The sequence below is a fragment of the Pontibacillus sp. ALD_SL1 genome, from assembly GCF_017355605.1.
Genome location: NZ_CP062974.1, coordinates 3,610,771 through 3,628,557, shown reverse-complemented (window position 1 = coordinate 3,628,557; position 17,787 = coordinate 3,610,771). Strand labels below are relative to the sequence as shown.

16 protein-coding genes are annotated in these 17,787 nt (G+C 42.3%); 12 read left to right on the top strand and 4 right to left on the bottom strand.

Annotation, left to right across the window (positions count from 1 at the left end; genetic code table 11):
* The first annotated feature begins 135 nt into the window (after positions 1 to 135).
* The 5 genes from ribD to IMZ31_RS17970 all read left to right on the top strand — a co-directional run bounded on the left by ribD (position 136) and on the right by IMZ31_RS17970 (position 4,677).
* On the top strand, positions 136 to 1,206 hold the full coding sequence (ribD, locus tag IMZ31_RS17990; RefSeq protein WP_207530459.1) for a bifunctional diaminohydroxyphosphoribosylaminopyrimidine deaminase/5-amino-6-(5-phosphoribosylamino)uracil reductase RibD: 1,071 nt from the start codon (positions 136 to 138) through the stop codon (positions 1,204 to 1,206).
* A 10-nt stretch (positions 1,207 to 1,216) separates the two neighbouring features.
* Positions 1,217 to 1,867, top strand: a complete 651-nt coding sequence (gene ribE / locus IMZ31_RS17985) for a riboflavin synthase (RefSeq protein ID WP_207528612.1) — start codon at positions 1,217 to 1,219, stop codon at positions 1,865 to 1,867.
* Positions 1,868 to 1,892: 25 nt separating this feature from the next.
* The gene (locus tag IMZ31_RS17980) at positions 1,893 to 3,086 is read left to right on the top strand and encodes a bifunctional 3,4-dihydroxy-2-butanone-4-phosphate synthase/GTP cyclohydrolase II (protein WP_207528611.1); all 1,194 of its coding nucleotides are present in this window, start codon (positions 1,893 to 1,895) and stop codon (positions 3,084 to 3,086) included.
* Between the two features lie 18 nt (positions 3,087 to 3,104).
* Positions 3,105 to 3,575, top strand: a complete 471-nt coding sequence (ribE, locus tag IMZ31_RS17975; RefSeq protein WP_207528610.1) for a 6,7-dimethyl-8-ribityllumazine synthase — start codon at positions 3,105 to 3,107, stop codon at positions 3,573 to 3,575.
* 109 nt (positions 3,576 to 3,684) lie between these two features.
* Complete coding sequence (locus IMZ31_RS17970; RefSeq protein WP_207528609.1) at positions 3,685 to 4,677, top strand: DUF4003 family protein; 993 nt, start codon at positions 3,685 to 3,687, stop codon at positions 4,675 to 4,677.
* 45 nt (positions 4,678 to 4,722) lie between these two features.
* On the opposite strand, the gene IMZ31_RS17965 is transcribed toward IMZ31_RS17970, so the two are convergent.
* On the bottom strand, positions 4,723 to 4,824 hold the full coding sequence (locus IMZ31_RS17965; RefSeq protein ID WP_188650714.1) for a YjcZ family sporulation protein: 102 nt from the start codon (positions 4,822 to 4,824) through the stop codon (positions 4,723 to 4,725).
* Positions 4,825 to 4,914: 90 nt separating this feature from the next.
* Positions 4,915 to 5,910, bottom strand: a complete 996-nt coding sequence (locus IMZ31_RS17960; protein WP_207528608.1) for a YeiH family protein — start codon at positions 5,908 to 5,910, stop codon at positions 4,915 to 4,917.
* 106 nt (positions 5,911 to 6,016) lie between these two features.
* Here IMZ31_RS17960 and IMZ31_RS17955 point away from each other — a divergent pair, with 106 nt between their 5' ends.
* The 5 genes from IMZ31_RS17955 (at position 6,017) to IMZ31_RS17935 (ending at position 12,206) form a co-directional block, all read left to right on the top strand.
* Positions 6,017 to 6,895 carry a LysR family transcriptional regulator gene (locus tag IMZ31_RS17955; RefSeq protein ID WP_207528607.1) on the top strand — a complete coding sequence of 293 codons (879 nt, stop codon included), beginning with the start codon at positions 6,017 to 6,019 and terminating at the stop codon, positions 6,893 to 6,895.
* A gap of 199 nt (positions 6,896 to 7,094) precedes the next feature.
* A complete protein-coding gene (locus tag IMZ31_RS17950) occupies positions 7,095 to 8,537 on the top strand; it encodes a cryptochrome/photolyase family protein (RefSeq protein WP_207528606.1) in 1,443 nt (480 codons plus the stop codon).
* A gap of 95 nt (positions 8,538 to 8,632) precedes the next feature.
* The gene (locus tag IMZ31_RS17945; RefSeq protein WP_207528605.1) at positions 8,633 to 9,874 is read left to right on the top strand and encodes an aminopeptidase; all 1,242 of its coding nucleotides are present in this window, start codon (positions 8,633 to 8,635) and stop codon (positions 9,872 to 9,874) included.
* Positions 9,875 to 10,465: 591 nt separating this feature from the next.
* The gene (locus IMZ31_RS17940; RefSeq protein WP_207528604.1) at positions 10,466 to 10,909 is read left to right on the top strand and encodes a YueI family protein; all 444 of its coding nucleotides are present in this window, start codon (positions 10,466 to 10,468) and stop codon (positions 10,907 to 10,909) included.
* A 64-nt stretch (positions 10,910 to 10,973) separates the two neighbouring features.
* The gene (locus IMZ31_RS17935; protein ID WP_242705607.1) at positions 10,974 to 12,206 is read left to right on the top strand and encodes a Glu/Leu/Phe/Val family dehydrogenase; all 1,233 of its coding nucleotides are present in this window, start codon (positions 10,974 to 10,976) and stop codon (positions 12,204 to 12,206) included.
* 83 nt (positions 12,207 to 12,289) lie between these two features.
* Here the strand turns inward: IMZ31_RS17935 and IMZ31_RS17930 are convergent, their stop codons facing one another.
* Positions 12,290 to 13,048 (bottom strand): TrmB family transcriptional regulator, encoded by a 759-nt coding sequence (locus tag IMZ31_RS17930; RefSeq protein ID WP_207528602.1) that lies wholly within the window; start codon positions 13,046 to 13,048, stop codon positions 12,290 to 12,292.
* 238 nt (positions 13,049 to 13,286) lie between these two features.
* Between IMZ31_RS17930 and IMZ31_RS17925 the strand changes: the two genes are divergently transcribed.
* Positions 13,287 to 14,447 (top strand): MFS transporter, encoded by a 1,161-nt coding sequence (locus IMZ31_RS17925; RefSeq protein ID WP_207528601.1) that lies wholly within the window; start codon positions 13,287 to 13,289, stop codon positions 14,445 to 14,447.
* A gap of 454 nt (positions 14,448 to 14,901) precedes the next feature.
* Here the strand turns inward: IMZ31_RS17925 and IMZ31_RS17920 are convergent, their stop codons facing one another.
* Positions 14,902 to 16,686, bottom strand: a complete 1,785-nt coding sequence (locus tag IMZ31_RS17920) for a DNA ligase D (protein ID WP_207528600.1) — start codon at positions 16,684 to 16,686, stop codon at positions 14,902 to 14,904.
* Between the two features lie 242 nt (positions 16,687 to 16,928).
* On the opposite strand from IMZ31_RS17920, the gene IMZ31_RS17915 reads away from it, so the two are divergent.
* Positions 16,929 to 17,783, top strand: a complete 855-nt coding sequence (locus IMZ31_RS17915) for a non-homologous end joining protein Ku (RefSeq protein WP_207528599.1) — start codon at positions 16,929 to 16,931, stop codon at positions 17,781 to 17,783.
* The last annotated feature ends 4 nt before the right edge of the window (positions 17,784 to 17,787 follow it).

Below are 17,787 nucleotides of genomic sequence, written 5' to 3'. Positions count from 1 at the left end.
GCAGTAGTCAGAAAATTCTGGACGTATGTCCGTTTTTAAACACTCAATTTAGACCCTGGGGTAAGTGTATCTTCCTCAGGGTTTTTTATATGGAATTAGACAAGAGGTGGGAATGTGAACCAGGATAATATGTATATGAGAACAGCCATAGAAATGGCCCAGGCTACCCAAGGCCAGACTTCACCAAATCCAGCCGTTGGAGCTGTTGTCGTTAAGAATGGAGAGGTGCTTGGTATGGGGGCTCACCTAAAAGCAGGGCATGCGCACGCTGAAGTCCATGCATTGAACATGGCGGGAAGTGATGCGGAGGGAGCAACCATTTATGTGACGCTCGAGCCTTGCAGTCACCACGGCAAAACTCCACCTTGTGCAGACCGGATTGTAGAAGCAGGTGTTAAACGAGCTGTTATTGCGACTCTTGATCCGAATCCACAGGTAGCTGGTCGAGGTGTAGAGAGGCTGAAGAAAGCAGGCATTGAAGTCATCATCAATGTATTAAAAGAACAAGCTGATGATTTGAATGAAGTCTTTTACCACTACATTTCAACGAAAACACCTTACGTGACTCTTAAGAATGCGATGTCTCTAGACGGGAAGATTGCAACGGTTACGGGTGAGAGCCAGTGGATCACAGGTGAAGATGCGAGGGACGATGTCCATCATGATCGTCATAAACACGATGCCATTTTAATCGGTGTAAACACGGTCATTCAAGATCAACCTAGGCTGACGACGCGTTTACCTGATGGCGGAAAGAATCCTATTCGCATTGTACTGGATACGCATTTGCGCACTCCTGTTGAAACACCCCTAATTCAAAACCCCGATGCCCCAACTTGGTTAGTAACAGGCAATAACGTTACGGAAGTACAAAGAGAAAAATATAAAGCTTTTCCACATGTGGATATCCTCACTGTAGCCCATTCACGTGTAACCGTAGAAGAGGCTCTCCATCTGCTTGGAGAAAAAGGGATTACCTCCATTTATGTTGAGGGAGGAGCGACAGTAAATGATGCATTCTTGAGAGCAGGTTCTGTACAGCAGGTCATTACCTATATCGCTCCTAAAATGATCGGAGGTCAAGATGCCCCAACGCCGGTTGGCGGTCAAGGAATCAAGGCCCTCAGAGAAGCTCTAAACCTTCAAATCAAAGAGGTCGTTCATCTTGGCAACGACTTGAAAATCGTATCAAAACCTAACCGTTAGAGGTGAAACGATGTTTACTGGAATTATAGAAGAAATGGGTTCTGTAAAAGGAATCAAACAAGGACAAGAAGCAATGGAAATCACGGTAACGGCTCAAACCGTCTTAGAAGATGTCCACCTTGGGGATAGCATATCCGTTAACGGCGTATGCTTAACGGTAACGGATTTTACTTCCTCAGAAGCGCGGTTTGATGTAATGCCTGAGACATTTCATGCAACGAATTTGCGTGAGATCAAAACAGGGAGCAAGGTGAACCTGGAACGCTCAATGAAAGCAGATGGTCGTTTTGGCGGTCATATGGTTTCAGGGCACGTAGATGGTGTCGGAACAATTACGAATAAGAAACAAGACTCCAATGCCATTTACTATACGATTGAGCTTCCGGAAGATTTAATGGACTATTTTGTTTATAAAGGGTCAGTTGCCGTGGATGGCACAAGTTTGACGGTATTTGGTGTAGAAGGGCAGACCATTTCCATTTCGCTCATCCCTCACACAGTAGAGCACACAGTTCTCGGTGATAAAGGCAAAGGGGACCGTGTAAATATTGAGATTGATATGCTTGGCAAATACGTTGTTAATTTCCTATCTAAGCAACAGCAACAAGCGAAATCCTCTTCGATTACAGAAGGGTTTCTAGCAGAAAACGGATTTAAATAAGCCGTAAAAAATGGAGTGAACGAATATGTTCGATTCAATACAAGATGCGCTAAACGATTTGAAACAAGGAAAAGTCGTCATTGTGTGTGACGATGAAGATCGTGAGAATGAAGGCGATCTGATCGCGCTTGCTGAACATGCAACACCTGAAGTAATCAACTTTATGATCACATATGGGAAAGGGCTTGTGTGTACTCCTGTAACGGAAGAACTGGCTGATCGTCTAGAGCTTTTTCCAATGGTTGAACGGAACACCGACCCACACGGGACAGCTTTTACAGTAAGCATTGATCATAAAACTACATCAACAGGAATATCAGCTGCAGAACGCTCTGTTACGGTCCAACAGCTCCTGAACCCGGAAGCTAAATCTCAAGATTTCAAGCGTCCAGGTCACGTCTTCCCTCTTCTTGCGAAAGAAGGTGGTGTTCTTCGCCGAGCTGGCCATACAGAAGCGGCGGTAGACTTGGCTAAATTGGCAGGTGGAGAGCCCGCTGGTGTCATTTGTGAAATTATTAAAGACGACGGCGAAATGGCGCGAGTACCAGATCTCCGTCAGATGGCCGATGAGCATAACTTAAAGATGATTACCATTCAAGATCTTATTCAATATCGAAATCGTGAAGATAAGCTCGTCCAACGAGAAGTTGAAATTAATCTCCCAACGGAATACGGAGAGTTTAGAGCTGTTGGCTATTCGAATGAGATTGATGGGAAAGAACACGTCGCTCTCGTAAAAGGCGATATTAAGCCCAACGAACCAACTCTTGTTCGTGTGCACTCAGAGTGTCTTACTGGTGATGTATTTCGTTCTTACCGATGTGATTGTGGTCCACAGTTACATGCTGCTTTAAAGCAAATTGATGAAGCTGGCCAAGGTGTATTGCTATACATGCGTCAGGAAGGCAGAGGAATTGGACTCTTGAACAAAATGCATGCTTATAAGCTACAAGAGCAAGGCCTTGATACAGTCGAGGCAAATGAAAAATTAGGATTTGCTGCTGACCTCCGCGATTACGGGATAGGAGCACAAATTTTAAAAGATCTTGGTATTACCAAATTAAATCTACTCACGAACAATCCTAAGAAAATTACAGGGTTAAAAGGATATGGTTTAGAAGTGATTGACCGCGTTCCCATTCAAATGGACCGACGCTTAGAAAATGAACGCTATTTAAGCACAAAGCAATCTAAATTGGGACACCTATTTCACTATTAATTCGAGGAGGAATCGTACATGGGACAAACATATGAAGGACATCTAGTAGGAACAGGGTTAAAAATTGGGATTGTCGTTGGTCGATTCAACGACTTTATCACGAGTAAACTAAATGAAGGGGCTCAAGATGCCCTGAAGCGTCATGGTGTGGCAGAGAGTGACGTGGATGTAGCGTATGTACCAGGAGCATATGAGATTCCAATGATCGCCAAGCGCATGGCTGATACAGGCAAGTACGATGCAGTAATTACGTTAGGCGCTGTTATTCGAGGATCCACTCCTCACTTTGATTATGTGTGTGGAGAAGCAGCAAAAGGCGTTTCACAAGCCTCTATGCAAACAGGAGTACCAGTAATCTTCGGTGTTATTACAACTGAAACGATTGAGCAAGCTATTGAACGAGCTGGTACTAAGGCAGGCAACAAAGGATGGGAAGCAGCAACTGCGGCTATTGAAATGGCAACATTAAATAAGGCTTTTGAACAATAAAACGAATCGAAAAGGGGGCCAATTGGCCTCCTTTTTCTATTTTTTGAAACAAAATCCAGAATACGCTCGTACATTATAGTAGTAACCGAACGGTAAGGAGCGTGTTTGAATGGATCAGCAACGTTTAGAGCGTAAAATGGAGAGATACATAGAGATCGTGAGTCAGTTAAAGAGGAAGATAAAGTGGTCTGTTTCAAATAATCAAACCTATATGATGATTGCTTCCATGTATGTCGTGAATGAGAAAGAGTTTAATATGGATCGATTCTTAGATATGAGTGAGTATATTAAAGATGAAGTAGGTTTGTTTTCAACTTTAAAATCTCAGACTAGATTTACAACAGCCGCGATGCTTGATATTCATTTTGATACCCCTAAAGAAATGTTTCATAAGTACTTAGAAGTGTATGAGGCTTTCGTGGATCAGAGATTCCAGCGTGGGGTATTCACCTATATTGCCGCTATGGTACATTTTTTAAAACATGGAGAACTTAATCTTCCGCTTGTTCAGCGTGCACGGTCAATCTATAAGGGAATGCGCGTAGAACACCCATTTCTTACAACGAACACGGACTACCCGCTGTCTGTTCTGTTAGGGGAAGTGGATAAAGAGGAGGATGCCCTCATTAATTATGTGGAGGCCTTTTATGCTCATTTAAATGAGAATGGGTTTACGAAAGGGAATCAGCTGCAATTTCTAAGTCATATCCTCGCCCTCCCTTCAGAGGAGTCAGAGAAGATTCTCGTGGAGCGAGTTCAAAAGGTGAAATCAACTTTTGTAGATTTTCGCTTAAAAGGAAAGCAAGCGTATTATCCGGAAATGGGTATGCTTTCTCTAATAGAAAACGGAGCATCGCATGTTAGCACTGTAAAGCAACTTTCTAGTAAGCTTGATAAGGAGAAACTATTTAAATGGTATCCGGACATGAACGTAAAAATCACGACAAATATAGTCGTTAGTGAAATTACAGAAGACACAAATGTAACAGAGACGAATTTATACACAGCAATAGAAGCAATTGTTCAAGCACAGCAGGCGGCTATGGTTGCTGTGCTAGCAAGTAGCTCAGCCGTAGTAGCAGGCGGTGGAGATGGATCATAAGAAAAGCGGACGCCCCTTTAGGAAGGAGCGCCCGCTTTTTTCATTTTAGTATCCGTATCCGCCGCTGAACGCGCCCGCACCGATGATGATAAGAAGAATAAATAACACAACGACTAAGGCGAATCCTCCACCATAATTTTGAGACATGTGTTCCACCTCTTTAAATTGAAATATAGTACTCTTTCATACCATATGCGTTTTCATTAAAAGGGGAAGGGCGAATGTCCCGGTTCTATTTTATAACGCAAAATAAGTGATGATGGATAAGAAAATGGATGTTATTAGCATAGCTGCAAGTGGTCGCATCGCTTTTGATTTAATACTAGCTATGCTTACATTTAGTCCTAAGCCGCTCATTGCCATTGCTAATAAGAATGTAGTGATGTTTGACACGCCCTTTAAGAAAGCTTCGGAAGTTGGAATTACTTCTCCCAAAACGTATGTTCCAATTACACTCATAATGATAAAACCAATTAGAAACCAAGGGAAGTTAACCTGTGCTTGAGCATCATCATGATGCTTCCGACGCATCCAAAATACAAGGATGAAAGAAAGGGGAATCAGAAGTAAAACGCGTCCTAACTTAGCAAGAAGTGCCATACCAAGCGAATCTTCACCAGCTGGTTCAGCAGCCAGTGCCACGTGTGCGATTTCATGTAAGCTCAAGCCTGACCATATACCGTATTGTTCAGATGTAATTGGAAGAAAAGGACCGACAATCGTGTAGGCAATCCCAAACACTGTTCCTACAAGAGCAATAATTCCAACGCTCAATGCGGTATCTTCTTCCTTTGATTTTAAAATGGGGGATACTGCCGCAATCGCTGCAGCTCCGCACACACCGGTACCGACTGCAAGTAACATGGAGATCATCCAGTTACCTTTGAGCCATCTTGATAAAACCATCGTTACGACAATGGCTACAATAATCGTGCCAGCTCCTTTGGCTAGTAAGCCAAGACCTTCATTTAACACAACATCTATGTTGAGCTTTAAGCCAAATAAAATAATGGCCACCCGAAGCAATTTTTTTGTTGAGAATTGTAGACCGGACTGAAGGGCAGTTGGATAACCAAATGCTTGGCGAAACACAATCGCCAAAAGAATGGATGTAGCTAAAGCCCCTATATATTGAAACCCTGGAAGCCCTGCAAGGAGAACGCCCATAGTAGCTAATATAAAAGTAAATCCGATTCCACCTAAGAATGGATAACGGGATAAGAATGTATACATAACGTGCACCTCCGTTCATTTATGTTACGCTCCTTACGGGTATAAGTTAAATAAATCATGTTAATATAGATTATAAGTAAACACTTATAGTAGAGAGGTGATAAAGGTGAATGATACATATAAAGTATTTATTACTGTAGTGGAGCAAAAAGGTTTCTCTAAAGCGGCTGAATCCTTATATATGACACAACCTGCAGTAAGTCAGTACATTAAGTCCCTTGAGTCTAAAATGGGTGTACAGTTATTGGACCGTAATTATAAAAAAATAGTACCGACAAAAGCAGGAGAGATCGTTTATGAACACGCTAAGCAAATGATTGGTCACCAAGACACGATGTATCATTTAATTCATGAGTTGTTTAATGAACCAAAAGGTGAGCTATCCATTGGAGCAAGCTACACGTTTGGAGAATATGTACTACCTCGTATTATTGCAAAAATGCGGAAAGAGTATCCTTCTATTCACCCAAGTATCAATATTGGGAACACACAGGATATCGCAAAGCAAGTAGCAAATATGGAGCTTGATATCGGAATTGTAGAAGGTGATGTGGATGAACCCTCTATTAATCCTCATCCATTTGCTGAGGATGAAATGAAAATTGTAGCCTCCATCAATCATCCTTTGGCGAAGAAGGAACATGTAACGTTGAGTGATGTAGAACAAGCTATATGGATTACGAGGGAAAGGGGTTCAGGAACCCGTGAAGCAACAGAACGAATGTTTCATAATCTCTCCATATCACCAATAGAGCGCATGGAGTTTGGTAGCACTCAAATTATTAAAGAATCAGTAGAAGCAGGACTTGGTGTCACCTTCTTATCGTTATGGACCATACGAAAAGAGATTGCTATGGATAGCCTTGCAATCATTGATATACCAGAAGCGACTCTAAAACGAAGCTTCTCCATTTTATTACGCCAAAAACCCATGCACACCAAAGCCACCACCATCTTTCAACAACTCATCCAATCCAACACCTAACCCAAAAACCTTTACCACACTAGAGCAATACAGCGTGCCAGACACCCTTTACCGCTTTAGCGAACGGCAGGGTGTCTGGCACGCTCTGCTGCTTTAAAGGGAAATGGTAATGCTGTTGTGCCAGGGGACGCATTGAGAGTTTATGTGGGGGATGCGGATTGGTTAGGATGAGGGTATAGATTGGTATAGGAGGTGCCTTATGAATAAGGTAAATGTGGTATGGTTTCGGCAGGATTTACGTTTGAGTGATCATAAGGCGTTATATTATGCACTGAAAGACGCTGAACAATCAGGGGCTAAAGTGATGGGTTTGTTTCATATACATCCGTCTCTAAACGATGAGTTTACGATTCGTCATGATTATTTCTTCAGGACTCTAGAAGATCTTGTTCATCAAGCTGCTTATTATCAGTTTCCGATTCATTTTATTACAGGGGAAGTGGAAGAAGCATTTCAGCAATTACTTGATCAAGACTTTACGGTTCAATCCGTATTTTATAATAAAGATGAAGTTGGTTTTGGACGAGAGCGCGATCAATCGGTTAATAAGTGGCTGGAAGCTCAAGACATACAAGTTGAAAGCTTTGTAGATGCGCATATTCATGGAGTTGAAGAAGTTCATAAAAAGGATGGCGGCTATTACAAAGTATTTACACCTTATTACCGAATGTGGTCCTCTTTAGATAAGCCTGCAGTGTTTTCTGTTGATAAGAAGAAGCTTTCAGAGTTAGGAGTGGATTTCACAGATCAATTTCAGGAAGGGGAGGAAGCTTTCCGAGATTTGCTTTCAAAGTGCACGAGAGAATGGAAGCATATAGGAGAGCGCTCAGCCATTCAGCGGCTCGCCCATTTTCTCCACAATAAGGTGCACCATTATGAAGAGAATCGTGACTTTCCTGCGAAGAACGCTACAAGTATGATCTCGCCATATTTAAAAAATGGTGTGCTTTCTCCCCGCACGGTCTATCATAAAGCGATGGAAGTGAAAGAGGAGAAAGGTGGGGAATCAAAAGGATTAGAAACGTACATCTCTGAAATTGCCTGGCGTGATTTTTATAATATGATTCACTACATCTATCCAAACAGTAAGCATGAGGAAGTGAGTGAACAGTATCAAGGCATCGATTGGAATCAGGATGAAGATTACTTTGAGAAATGGAAAGAGGGCCAGACAGGTTATCCGATCGTGGATGCAGCCATGCGGCAGTTGAATACGATTGGCTGGATGCACAATCGTCTGCGGATGGTCGTAGCTTCCTTCTTGACGAAAGACTATCTAGTTGATTGGCGAAAAGGAGAACGCTATTTTGAAGAGCGTCTTATTGATTATGATGCTTCTTCAAACATAGGGGGATGGCAATGGGCGGCATCTACCGGCACAGATGCTGTTCCGTACTTTCGCGTATTTAATCCAACCCGACAGTCTGAACGTTTTGACCCAGAAGGAGAATTCATCAAATCCTATCTTCCTCAACTAAAAGATGTACCTAAGAAGTATATCCATGAACCTTCTAAGATGTCAGCAGAAGAGCAGGAGAAATACAATTGCAAAATAGGTGAAGATTATCCTGAACCAAGTGTCGATCATAAAACAATGCGCAAACGGGCGATTGAAGTTTTTGAAAAACAAAAGGACTCCTAATGAAGGATAAAACCTTGCCAAAGTCCCCTTTACTAGGCAAGGTTTTGAAAATATGAAATAATAAGAAAAAAGCGATTGATGGAGGGAATGTTACGATGAAGCCAACAGAACAACAGTTGCAAAAATATGCTGATCTTGCGATACATACGGGTGTTAACTTACAAGAAGGACAAGCTCTAGTCATTAATTCTAGCGTAGAAAATGCTGAGTTTGTTCGTATTGTAGCAAAGCGAGCGTATGAAGCAGGAGCTAAAGATGTACACGTTCGTTGGTCTGATGAAGACCTAACTTACTTGAAGATGAAAAACGCTCCAATGGAAGTATTAGAGACTGTTCCAGGATGGAAAGTGGATGAGGTTATGAGTTATGCAAAAGACGGTGCTTCTGTTCTTTCGATTTATGCTCCTAACCCTGATCTATTAAAAGACATCGACCCAACTCGTGTCGCTGCAGCCAATAAGGCAGGCGGACAGGCAATGAAAGAATACCAGGAGTATGTGATGAATGATAAAATCACGTGGTCAATCGTATCTGTTCCTACTGTAAACTGGGCGAAGAAGGTTTATCCTAATGCTACTGAAGAGGAAGCAATCGATCAGTTATGGGATCAAATCTTTAAGATTACAAGGATTGATCAGGAAGACCCAATCGCAGCCTGGGAAGAGCATAACGCGACATTACGCAAAGCTCGTGCTTATTTAAATGAAAAGCAGTATAAAAAGCTTGTATACAAAGCCCCTGGCACAGATCTATCTGTACAGCTCGTTGATAACCACATTTGGCATGGAGGCGATACAAAATCTCAAGACGGAGTGAAGTTTAATCCAAATATGCCTACTGAAGAGGTATTTACAATGCCACATAAAGAAGGCATCAATGGTACCGTTACGAGCACGAAACCATTAAATTATGCAGGTAATCTAATTGAAAACTTCACACTAACATTTGATAACGGAAAAGTTGTAGACTTTAAGGCAGAAGAGGGAGAAGAGACGTTAAAACTACTCCTTGATACAGACGAAGGAGCCCGTCGTTTAGGAGAAGTAGCACTAGTCCCACACCACTCTCCTATATCCCAGTCAGGTCTGATCTTCTTCAACACGTTATATGATGAGAATGCTTCATGTCACTTAGCCTTAGGTGGCGCCTATCCTACGAACGTAGAAGGCGGATCTAATATGAGCGAAGACGAGAAAGCCAAACATGGTGTCAACGAAAGTATGGTACACGAAGACTTTATGATGGGTTCATCCGATATGGATATCGACGGTGTCTATGAAGACGGTACAACCGAGCCAATCTTCCGCAACGGAAACTGGGCCATCGATTTTGAATAAAGAATAAAGAATAAACGAAAAGCCCAAGCCCTGTGTTTGGGCTTTTCTTCTTTTCCTTAGGCTCCGATAAAGTTTAATGTTGTTATTTTTATAACAGATTTTATTAAGAATTGTAGCTGAGGTAGATTAGTCCAGATAGGGTCGTTACCATATAAGCGCTTGGGCAGACTTGGGGACAACTCGCTTTCCCGCGGGATTCTCGTAGTCACCTAGATTGTACTTACCTGGTTTGGTAAACGACCCTGTAGCTTAATTGCTGGAGATTATAAAAGTGATATGGCGACGTTTTTGTTTAATCTGATAACGCAAAGGGTTGCCGGGGAAAATGCGAGACTCCCGTGGAAAAACGGGCTTCCGAGATCCCGCAGAGAGCGTATGCGAACGAGGAAGCTCGGGAGTTCGTCCACAGGAAAGCGAGTGTTTTCCCCGGCAATCCTTATCTCATCCCAAGTAAACAAAAACGTTATACTGGTTCATATACTTATATGGAACAAATAAGAAATTAACAGAAGATACATAGTGAAAGGACTCACATGGTTCCCGGATATTCGGGGAATCTAAATACCAGAACAGAAACAAAGGATGAGGAACATGAGTGACAAACAAGTAGAAGATTATCTGCAAAATGGAATTTATGGAACACCTGAGACGAAGCCGTCTGAGAGGAAGCGTTTCTTAGGAACCATTCGAGAACGAGTAGTTTTTGCCCTTACTAAAGGTCAGGTTATGAAGAAAAAAGGTATAAAAGACATGGAAGAGAAGATCGCAAACAATAAAGAAGCACATCTTTTGATAAACGGTAAGATTAGTTCTCGCTACTACAAGAATTATCGTGATTTAGCTTTGAAATATGGACTGGGGTATACAGTCGTTAATAACAGAGAAGCAAATTCAGATCTAGGAGCAGTTCTTACTTACGAGCATGCGGTCGACTGTGAGGAGATTTTTTTACAAGAACATAAACCCCAATCCAAACCTGAGCAGAAGGACAATCTGGTGAAGCGTTTTCTTAATTTTTTAAGAAGAGAACCATAATTTGGTTTCGGGAGCGTCCACTTTGGGAAGAGGTCTTATAGACTAAGACGAAGGAGTGACCTCTGTGAGTACATTAGATTGGCTTAGTAAACAGATCAACGAGGTAGTAGAAGAGTTAGATTTATCCTCTTCAGTCTACCAAATCTTAAAGGAACCGAAGCACTGCATTAAAGTATCGATCCCCCTTGAGAAGGATGACGGTACTGTAGAAACCTACACAGGCTTTCGCTCTGTTCATAGCGATCTACTTGGACCAGGTAAGGGAGGCATTCGCTTTCACGAAAATGTAAGTGAGGAAGAAGTTGTGGCCCTTTCCATGTGGATGACGATGAAAACTGCTATTTTAAAACTTCCTTTTGGGGGAGCAAAAGGTGGCGTTCAAATTGATCCTAGTACACTCTCTAAACGCGAGCTTCAACAACTAAGCCGCCAATACATCCAGCAGATTGAACCTGTTATAGGCCCACAGAAAGACATCCCGGCACCTGATGTTAATACAAATGGACGTGTTATGGGCTGGATGATGGACGAATTCTTTAAATTAAGAGGACGTAATATACCTGGATTTATTACAGGGAAACCTCCAGTGATAGGGGGATCTGAAGGGCGTGTAGAAGCGACTGGAAAAGGCGTGGTTATAAATATATTAGAAGCCTTGAAGAAGTTAGATATGGAAGCTGATCAGGCAAAAGTCGCCATTCAAGGATTCGGCAATGTAGGTTCTGTTACAGCCAAATCTCTTTCAGAAAAAGGCATGAAAATCACGGCCGTAGCTGACGTGGATACGCTCGTTTATGACGAAAATGGCCTTGATATTCCTGACATGCTTGAATATATGGAAAACAATCAATCTCTAAAAGGATACGCAGAAGAAAAAGACCCGAAAGAAATCTTTGATATAGATTGTGATATTTTCATTCCTGCAGCGCTTGAAAACCAGATTACGGAAGAAACAGCGCCAAAGATTAAAGCGAAGATTGTGGCCGAAGCAGCAAATGGCCCGACTACAGAAAAAGGGGACGATATTTTAGCCGAAAATGGCGTGTTTGTTATCCCTGACATCCTGTGTAACGCAGGAGGCGTTATGGTCTCTGCCTTTGAATGGATGCAAAACGATATGCACGACCATTGGGCAAAAGAGGTCGTCAATGAACGCTTAGAGAAAGACATGTCCATTGCCTTTCAAGAAGTGTATGACATGAAGGAAGAAATTGATAAAAGCATGCGCCACGCGGCGTTCTACTTAGCGGTGAAACGTCTGGGTGATGCAATGTACGCACGCGGTTGGGTTGTTTAGGTTTTTAGGAGACCGATGGCTTTACAGAATAAGCATGCGTAAAACGAAATCCCGTCCATTTATAAATGGACGGGATTTTTAGGTTAATAGCGCAACTTTAACAGTAACTCTCGAATGGAAGGGTCCTCTAAAATCGTATTGCTATATTTTTTAGTAATTTCCGTTAAAGCAACATCATGATAGAAAAATTCTTTGAAGAATGTAACGAGAGGACGAGATTGAGTCTGAATGGCTTGCCACGCGTTTTGTTCAATACCAGCAAAAATCATTTCCTGGTTATCAATAATTAGAATACGGCTTCTTTCTAATGCTTCGTGCATGGAATTCGGAACTAAAACCGATACATCAGCAATGCTGGTATCCAATTCGCCAATCGTATGAATTTCCACGTGTCCTCCGTTTCGGTCAAATTGTTCAAGAATGGGGAGGTGAACACGCAAATCATCTGCCCAGCCTGAAATGATAATCGATTCCTTTGCCCCTTTAATCATTTCTTTTTGAACAGCTTGAATCGATTGGTCATCCTTCAATGTCCATACTCGATCATCTGACGGGGCCTCTGTTATAGGAACATTTCTCAAATGCTCGACGTTGGCTTCAAAGTCAGATTTTAGCTTGTCGATTGTCGATTCAATGGGTAAGGCAGTATATTGCCTTTTCTTATCCACAGTTGACTCTAAAATCATTCCTTTTTCACTCATGCGTTGAAGCACTTCATATACCTTCGAGCGCGGAATGCCTGAACGCTTCACAACCCCTGTCGCGTCCAAAGGCTCATTAACAGAAATGAGTGCCTCATATACTTTGCTTTCATACTGTGTAAATCCAAATGGTTGAAGCATGGTTCATTAGCTCCTTACGTTCTAGTCGTTAGTTCTATCTTAGCATACCTAGCGCAGATTTCGTTTTAAGATCTACTGTTTAGTAGGGGGAAGCAAGGGATTCATGAAGACTGTGGTTTGAGCCGCGATCTGAACCTCGTGAAACCTTGATGCATAGGTGGAGAGATTTGGGTCTTGTGCTTTTTAGATTTTAAAGTTACCATGATAGTGGTAACTTAAATGGAGAGGACGAGACATCTTGGATAAGCGTGTATATCTGTTAACGATCGTAGCCTTTGTAGTGGGCATGGTCGAACTTATTATAGGTGGTATTTTAGATTTAGTAGCAGGAGATCTTGGTGTTTCAGTAGGAAAAGCAGGTCTATTGATTTCTATTTTTTCAGTTGTATTTGCTATTGCTGGCCCCATCCTATTGGCTTTAACTGCTAAAATTGAACGGAAGAAACTGACCTTATGGACACTTGTTGTCTTCTTGATAGGGAATTTAATTGCTGTATTTTCTCCATCTTATTCGATTTTGATGGCAGCTAGAATGGTTTCAGCTGCTAGTGGTGCATTGCTTGTCGTTCTTTGTGTGACGCTTGCATCTAACATTGTAAGTGAAGCATACCGAGCACGAGCAATTGGGATTGTGTTTATGGGAATCAGCGGTTCGCTCGTATTAGGCGTTCCATTTGGATTAATGCTTGGGAACGCATTTGGATGGCGTGCTCCTTTTATCCTGATTACAGGTTTAACGTTGCTTTCAATGGCCGGGGTTTATTTCTTTATGGAACGTATTGCACCTAAACCTTCGATTCCGATGAAAGAGCAACTGAAGACGTTGAAAGATAACAAAATCTTGTTTGCTCAAATGACCTCGTTTCTTTTTCTTGCAGGCCATTTGACGTTGTACGGGTATTTAACTCCTTTCTTAAAAACGACAATGGGTCTAAATGGAACGTGGGTTAGTATCGTGTACCTTATATTTGGTGTAGCAGCCGTACTAGGCGGGGGTGTCGGTGGTATGTTAGCTGATCGCTTTGGTACAAAACCTTCTGTATTAGGGATTATTGCCGTATTTGCGGTTTCGATTTTCCTAATTCCTTATACAACATTCTCATTCCCACTCTTCTTAATCGTAATGGTCATCTGGAGTATGCTCAGCTGGGCCGTAACACCAGCGCAGCAGAGCTATCTAATCGAATCAGCCCCTGAATCTTCAGACATTCAGCAGAGCTTAAACAACTCAGCACTTCACCTAGGAATTGCCCTTGGATCGTCGATTGGAAGTATTGTCATTGAAAGATCATCCGTAGAATACAACGCAACAGTGGGCGGGATTTTCATAGTAATCGCTCTTGGAACAGCTGTATTTTCAATGACCAGAACCCGCAGTGAAGTAGCGGTAAGTAAATAAATGTAGAAAGACCTCGTTCCAATACGAGGTCTTTTTTTGAGTTAAATAGAGACGTTTCCGTCAGCATTAATGGAGCGTAAGGTGGGCCTGGAAACCACTCGCTTTCCGCGGGCGAGCTGTCGAGCCTCCTCGGGAAAACCACCCTGCGGGGTCTCGTCTAACTCTTTCTCCCGCAGGAGTCTCGCAGTTTCCAGGCCCACCTTTGCCAAATGTGCAAAGACGGAAACGAGCCATATATGGCGATTGGGGAGAGGCATCTACAATCAGCGGGTCCGTTCACTTTATTAACATCAGGGCAGGCTTGGGGACTGCGAGACTCCCGCGGGATAAGGAGCCTAGGCAAGACCCCACAGAGAGCGATAGCGAACGAGGAGGCTTGCCAGCTCCCCGCAGGAAAGCGAGTTGTCCCCAAGCCTGCCCTAGCCTTCCCATACGCTAACGGACCAACCCTTAACTAATCTTCCTCGATGAGTTCTTTAACCAACTGTAAATCCTGCGTTTCACGTGCTTTTTGGTAGGAGGCGAATGGGCATCCTCTAGTTTCCACACGTTCCGAAACGTTTCCAATGTGAAAATCTGAAGGATCTAATGATTCATTCACTTCTGACCAGTAGAGAGGTGTTGCTACGCTTGCGCCTTCACGGCCGCGTGGTGAATAGGGGGCGACGATGGTCTTTCCTTCTGCGTGTTGGACGTAATCAATGTAAAGTCTGTTCCCTCGCTTTTTCTTTAATCGCTCGATTGTAAAAAGATCTGGCTCCTGGTTAATGAGTAATTGTGCCACATGTTCAGTGAATAAGCGGGTTTCTCCATATGTTAAACTTCCTGCTTGGATTGGAATGTGAATTTGCATTCCCTTGCCACCACTCGTTTTCACAAAAGCTTCAAGGTTCAGTCGGTCAAAAATGATTTTAAGAAGGTTGGCAGCCTTTATAGCCAGGGAGAAGGATTCTCGTTCCGGAGGATCAAGATCAAAAACGATCTCATCTGGGGCTGATGCTTGTGCAGTCCCAAATGGGATGTGATATTCAATGGCACCTTGATTTCCATGCCAGAGTAGAGAGTTCAAATCGTTACAAACCATGTAGGTTTCCTCGGAGCCCTCTATACGATTTACATAGTCTGGCGCATAATCTGGCAAGTGCTTTTGGAAGAATGACTCTTGATCAATTCCATCAGGAAATCGAATAACCGTTAATTTCTTATCTTTTAAAAATGGAAGCATGTAAGGAGCAATCTTCCTTAAATATAAGAGGAGATGTCTTTTTTGAAAATGGGAGTCTTTCCACAGTATTTTCTCTGTATTTGAATAGTCCACATGTGGAAAAAGGGCTAAATCCCACTCGATTTGTTCCCTCGTACATTCTTCTGGGGATAACTCAAGCAAAAATGAAGAAAACATAGGCTCGCGTAGATCGTTCTTCTGGGCATGAAGGCAGTGGATCCCCACACAGATGCTCGGCTCAAGCGTATATACTTTTCCGCTTTTCTCCCCTTTATTTGTAAAGAAAGTTTGAAGAGTTTGTTGATCCTCTGTGGACAGACCATGCTTCACAGATCCTGCATCCACAATGTTATCCCCGTTATACACAGAAGCTGTGAAATAACCGTTCTCAGGCTTATAGGCTGTTAAGAAAGCTTGAATCGTTCTCCAATTTTTAATTTTGATCCAATCTTCACTTCTTTCCCCTTCTTTGTATAAGCTCTTTTTATTTTTAGCGACCAATCCCTCTCCCCTATGTAAAAAGACAAGATCTTGTACTTCTCGAGCGTCCGAATAACTGTCCACAACATGTACACAATGCTTCCACTCCACAAGCATTTCTCGTCTTTCATGATAAGGAGAGTTCGTATAGGATTTTCCTTTTTCCTTGAGGAGGTCAAATGCTAAAAAAGTCGCAGGACGTTGCTCAGCAGCTTGTGCAATAGATTGCTCACTTCTCATTCGATTTCGCTTCTGCAACAAGGGAAAGTGACTTTGAAAAGGTGTGTTCAGTATACAGACCTCTCCGTCTAATAAAAGAGGAAGGCTCTCTTTTACAGAAGAAGTCTGCTTTGAAAACTCATTAATAATCTCAGGAAAACGATCAGACAAATCATTCCCATTCCGGCTCATCAACGTCACACCATCCTCCGTCCAATGAAGCAAGGCTCTGAACCCATCATATTTAACCTCATATATCCAATCCTCTCCTGTTGGTATGTCATATGAAAGTGTTGGAAGCATTGGCTGCAACATAAGAACCTCCTTTATTATATGGCTTTGCGGCTTTGCTAAAGCGGTGGCAGGGCTGGGTCCGTTATCGTATGAGGGCTAGGGCAGGCCCACCTTACGCCACATTAAAGCTGACGGAACGTCTCTCCATTTAGGGCAAAACAAAACCTTTTATAGTAGTGTACGTAAGACAAGATGATTTACTCACACTCAACATAAAACCAAACCCGTTAGCAAACGCTAAAAGAAAAAGGAGAGTGAAGCGCGTGCATACAATGTGGAAAGGTACCATTAGCTTTGGACTTGTGAACATCCCGGTTAAATTACACTCCGCAACAGAAAACAAAGATATTAGCCTACGTCAGCTCCATGAAGAGTGTAAGTCACCTATTGAATATGAACGTACGTGTCCGGTTTGTGAACGAGAAGTTGAGAAAGAAGAGATTGTGAAGGCGTATGAATATGCAAAGAATAAGTTTGTTGTGTTGGATGATGAAGAACTAGAGGAATTAAGGAAAGAACAGTCAAATAAAGCTGTTGAAATTATGGACTTCGTAAAACTATCCGACATTGATCCCATCTATTTTGAAAAGAGTTATTACCTTTCTCCTGACGAAGGTGGAACGAAGGCCTACTCACTTCTGAGACAGACCCTTTTAGATACGGAAAAAATCGGAGTAGCTAAGATCATCATCCGTTCTAAGGAACAGTTAGCCATGGTAAGAGTGTATGAGAACACATTAGTCATGGAGACGATCCACTATCCGGATGAAGTAAGGGATGTGAAAGAAGTTCCGAATGTTCCAGAAGAAACAGAATTAGGGAAAAAAGAATTAGAAACGGCTAAAACCCTCGTAGAACAGCTAACAAGTGAATTTGATCCTGAACAGTATAAGGACGATTATCGCCAAGCTCTATTAGACCTTATAGAAGCTAAGAAAAATAATGAAGACATATCTACCGCTGAACCAAAGCCAACTCCTGATAACGTGACAGATCTAATGGAAGCACTAGAAAAGTCTCTTGATAAGAATCAGAAAAAGACGAAAAAGAAATCAACGAAGAAGAAGTCTGCTAAAACAGGGAGCGAGCAGAAGTCAACTTCAAAGAAAACCTCTTAATAAA

Excerpts from the sequence above, each read along its gene's own strand:
- IMZ31_RS17920 (WP_207528600.1), bottom strand. The coding sequence starts at position 16,686 with ATGTTGCAGCCAATGCTTCCAACACTTTCATATGACATACCAACAGGA.
- IMZ31_RS17930 (WP_207528602.1), bottom strand. The coding sequence starts at position 13,048 with ATGCTTCAACCATTTGGATTTACACAGTATGAAAGCAAAGTATATGAG.
- ribD (WP_207530459.1), top strand. The coding sequence starts at position 136 with ATGAGAACAGCCATAGAAATGGCCCAGGCTACCCAAGGCCAGACTTCA.
- IMZ31_RS17965 (WP_188650714.1), bottom strand. The coding sequence starts at position 4,824 with ATGTCTCAAAATTATGGTGGAGGATTCGCCTTAGTCGTTGTGTTATTT.
- ribE (WP_207528612.1), top strand. The coding sequence starts at position 1,217 with ATGTTTACTGGAATTATAGAAGAAATGGGTTCTGTAAAAGGAATCAAA.
- ribE (WP_207528610.1), top strand. The coding sequence starts at position 3,105 with ATGGGACAAACATATGAAGGACATCTAGTAGGAACAGGGTTAAAAATT.
- IMZ31_RS17945 (WP_207528605.1), top strand. The coding sequence starts at position 8,633 with ATGAAGCCAACAGAACAACAGTTGCAAAAATATGCTGATCTTGCGATA.
- IMZ31_RS17960 (WP_207528608.1), bottom strand. The coding sequence starts at position 5,910 with ATGTATACATTCTTATCCCGTTATCCATTCTTAGGTGGAATCGGATTT.
- IMZ31_RS17940 (WP_207528604.1), top strand. The coding sequence starts at position 10,466 with ATGAGTGACAAACAAGTAGAAGATTATCTGCAAAATGGAATTTATGGA.
- IMZ31_RS17950 (WP_207528606.1), top strand. The coding sequence starts at position 7,095 with ATGAATAAGGTAAATGTGGTATGGTTTCGGCAGGATTTACGTTTGAGT.
- IMZ31_RS17970 (WP_207528609.1), top strand. The coding sequence starts at position 3,685 with ATGGATCAGCAACGTTTAGAGCGTAAAATGGAGAGATACATAGAGATC.
- IMZ31_RS17980 (WP_207528611.1), top strand. The coding sequence starts at position 1,893 with ATGTTCGATTCAATACAAGATGCGCTAAACGATTTGAAACAAGGAAAA.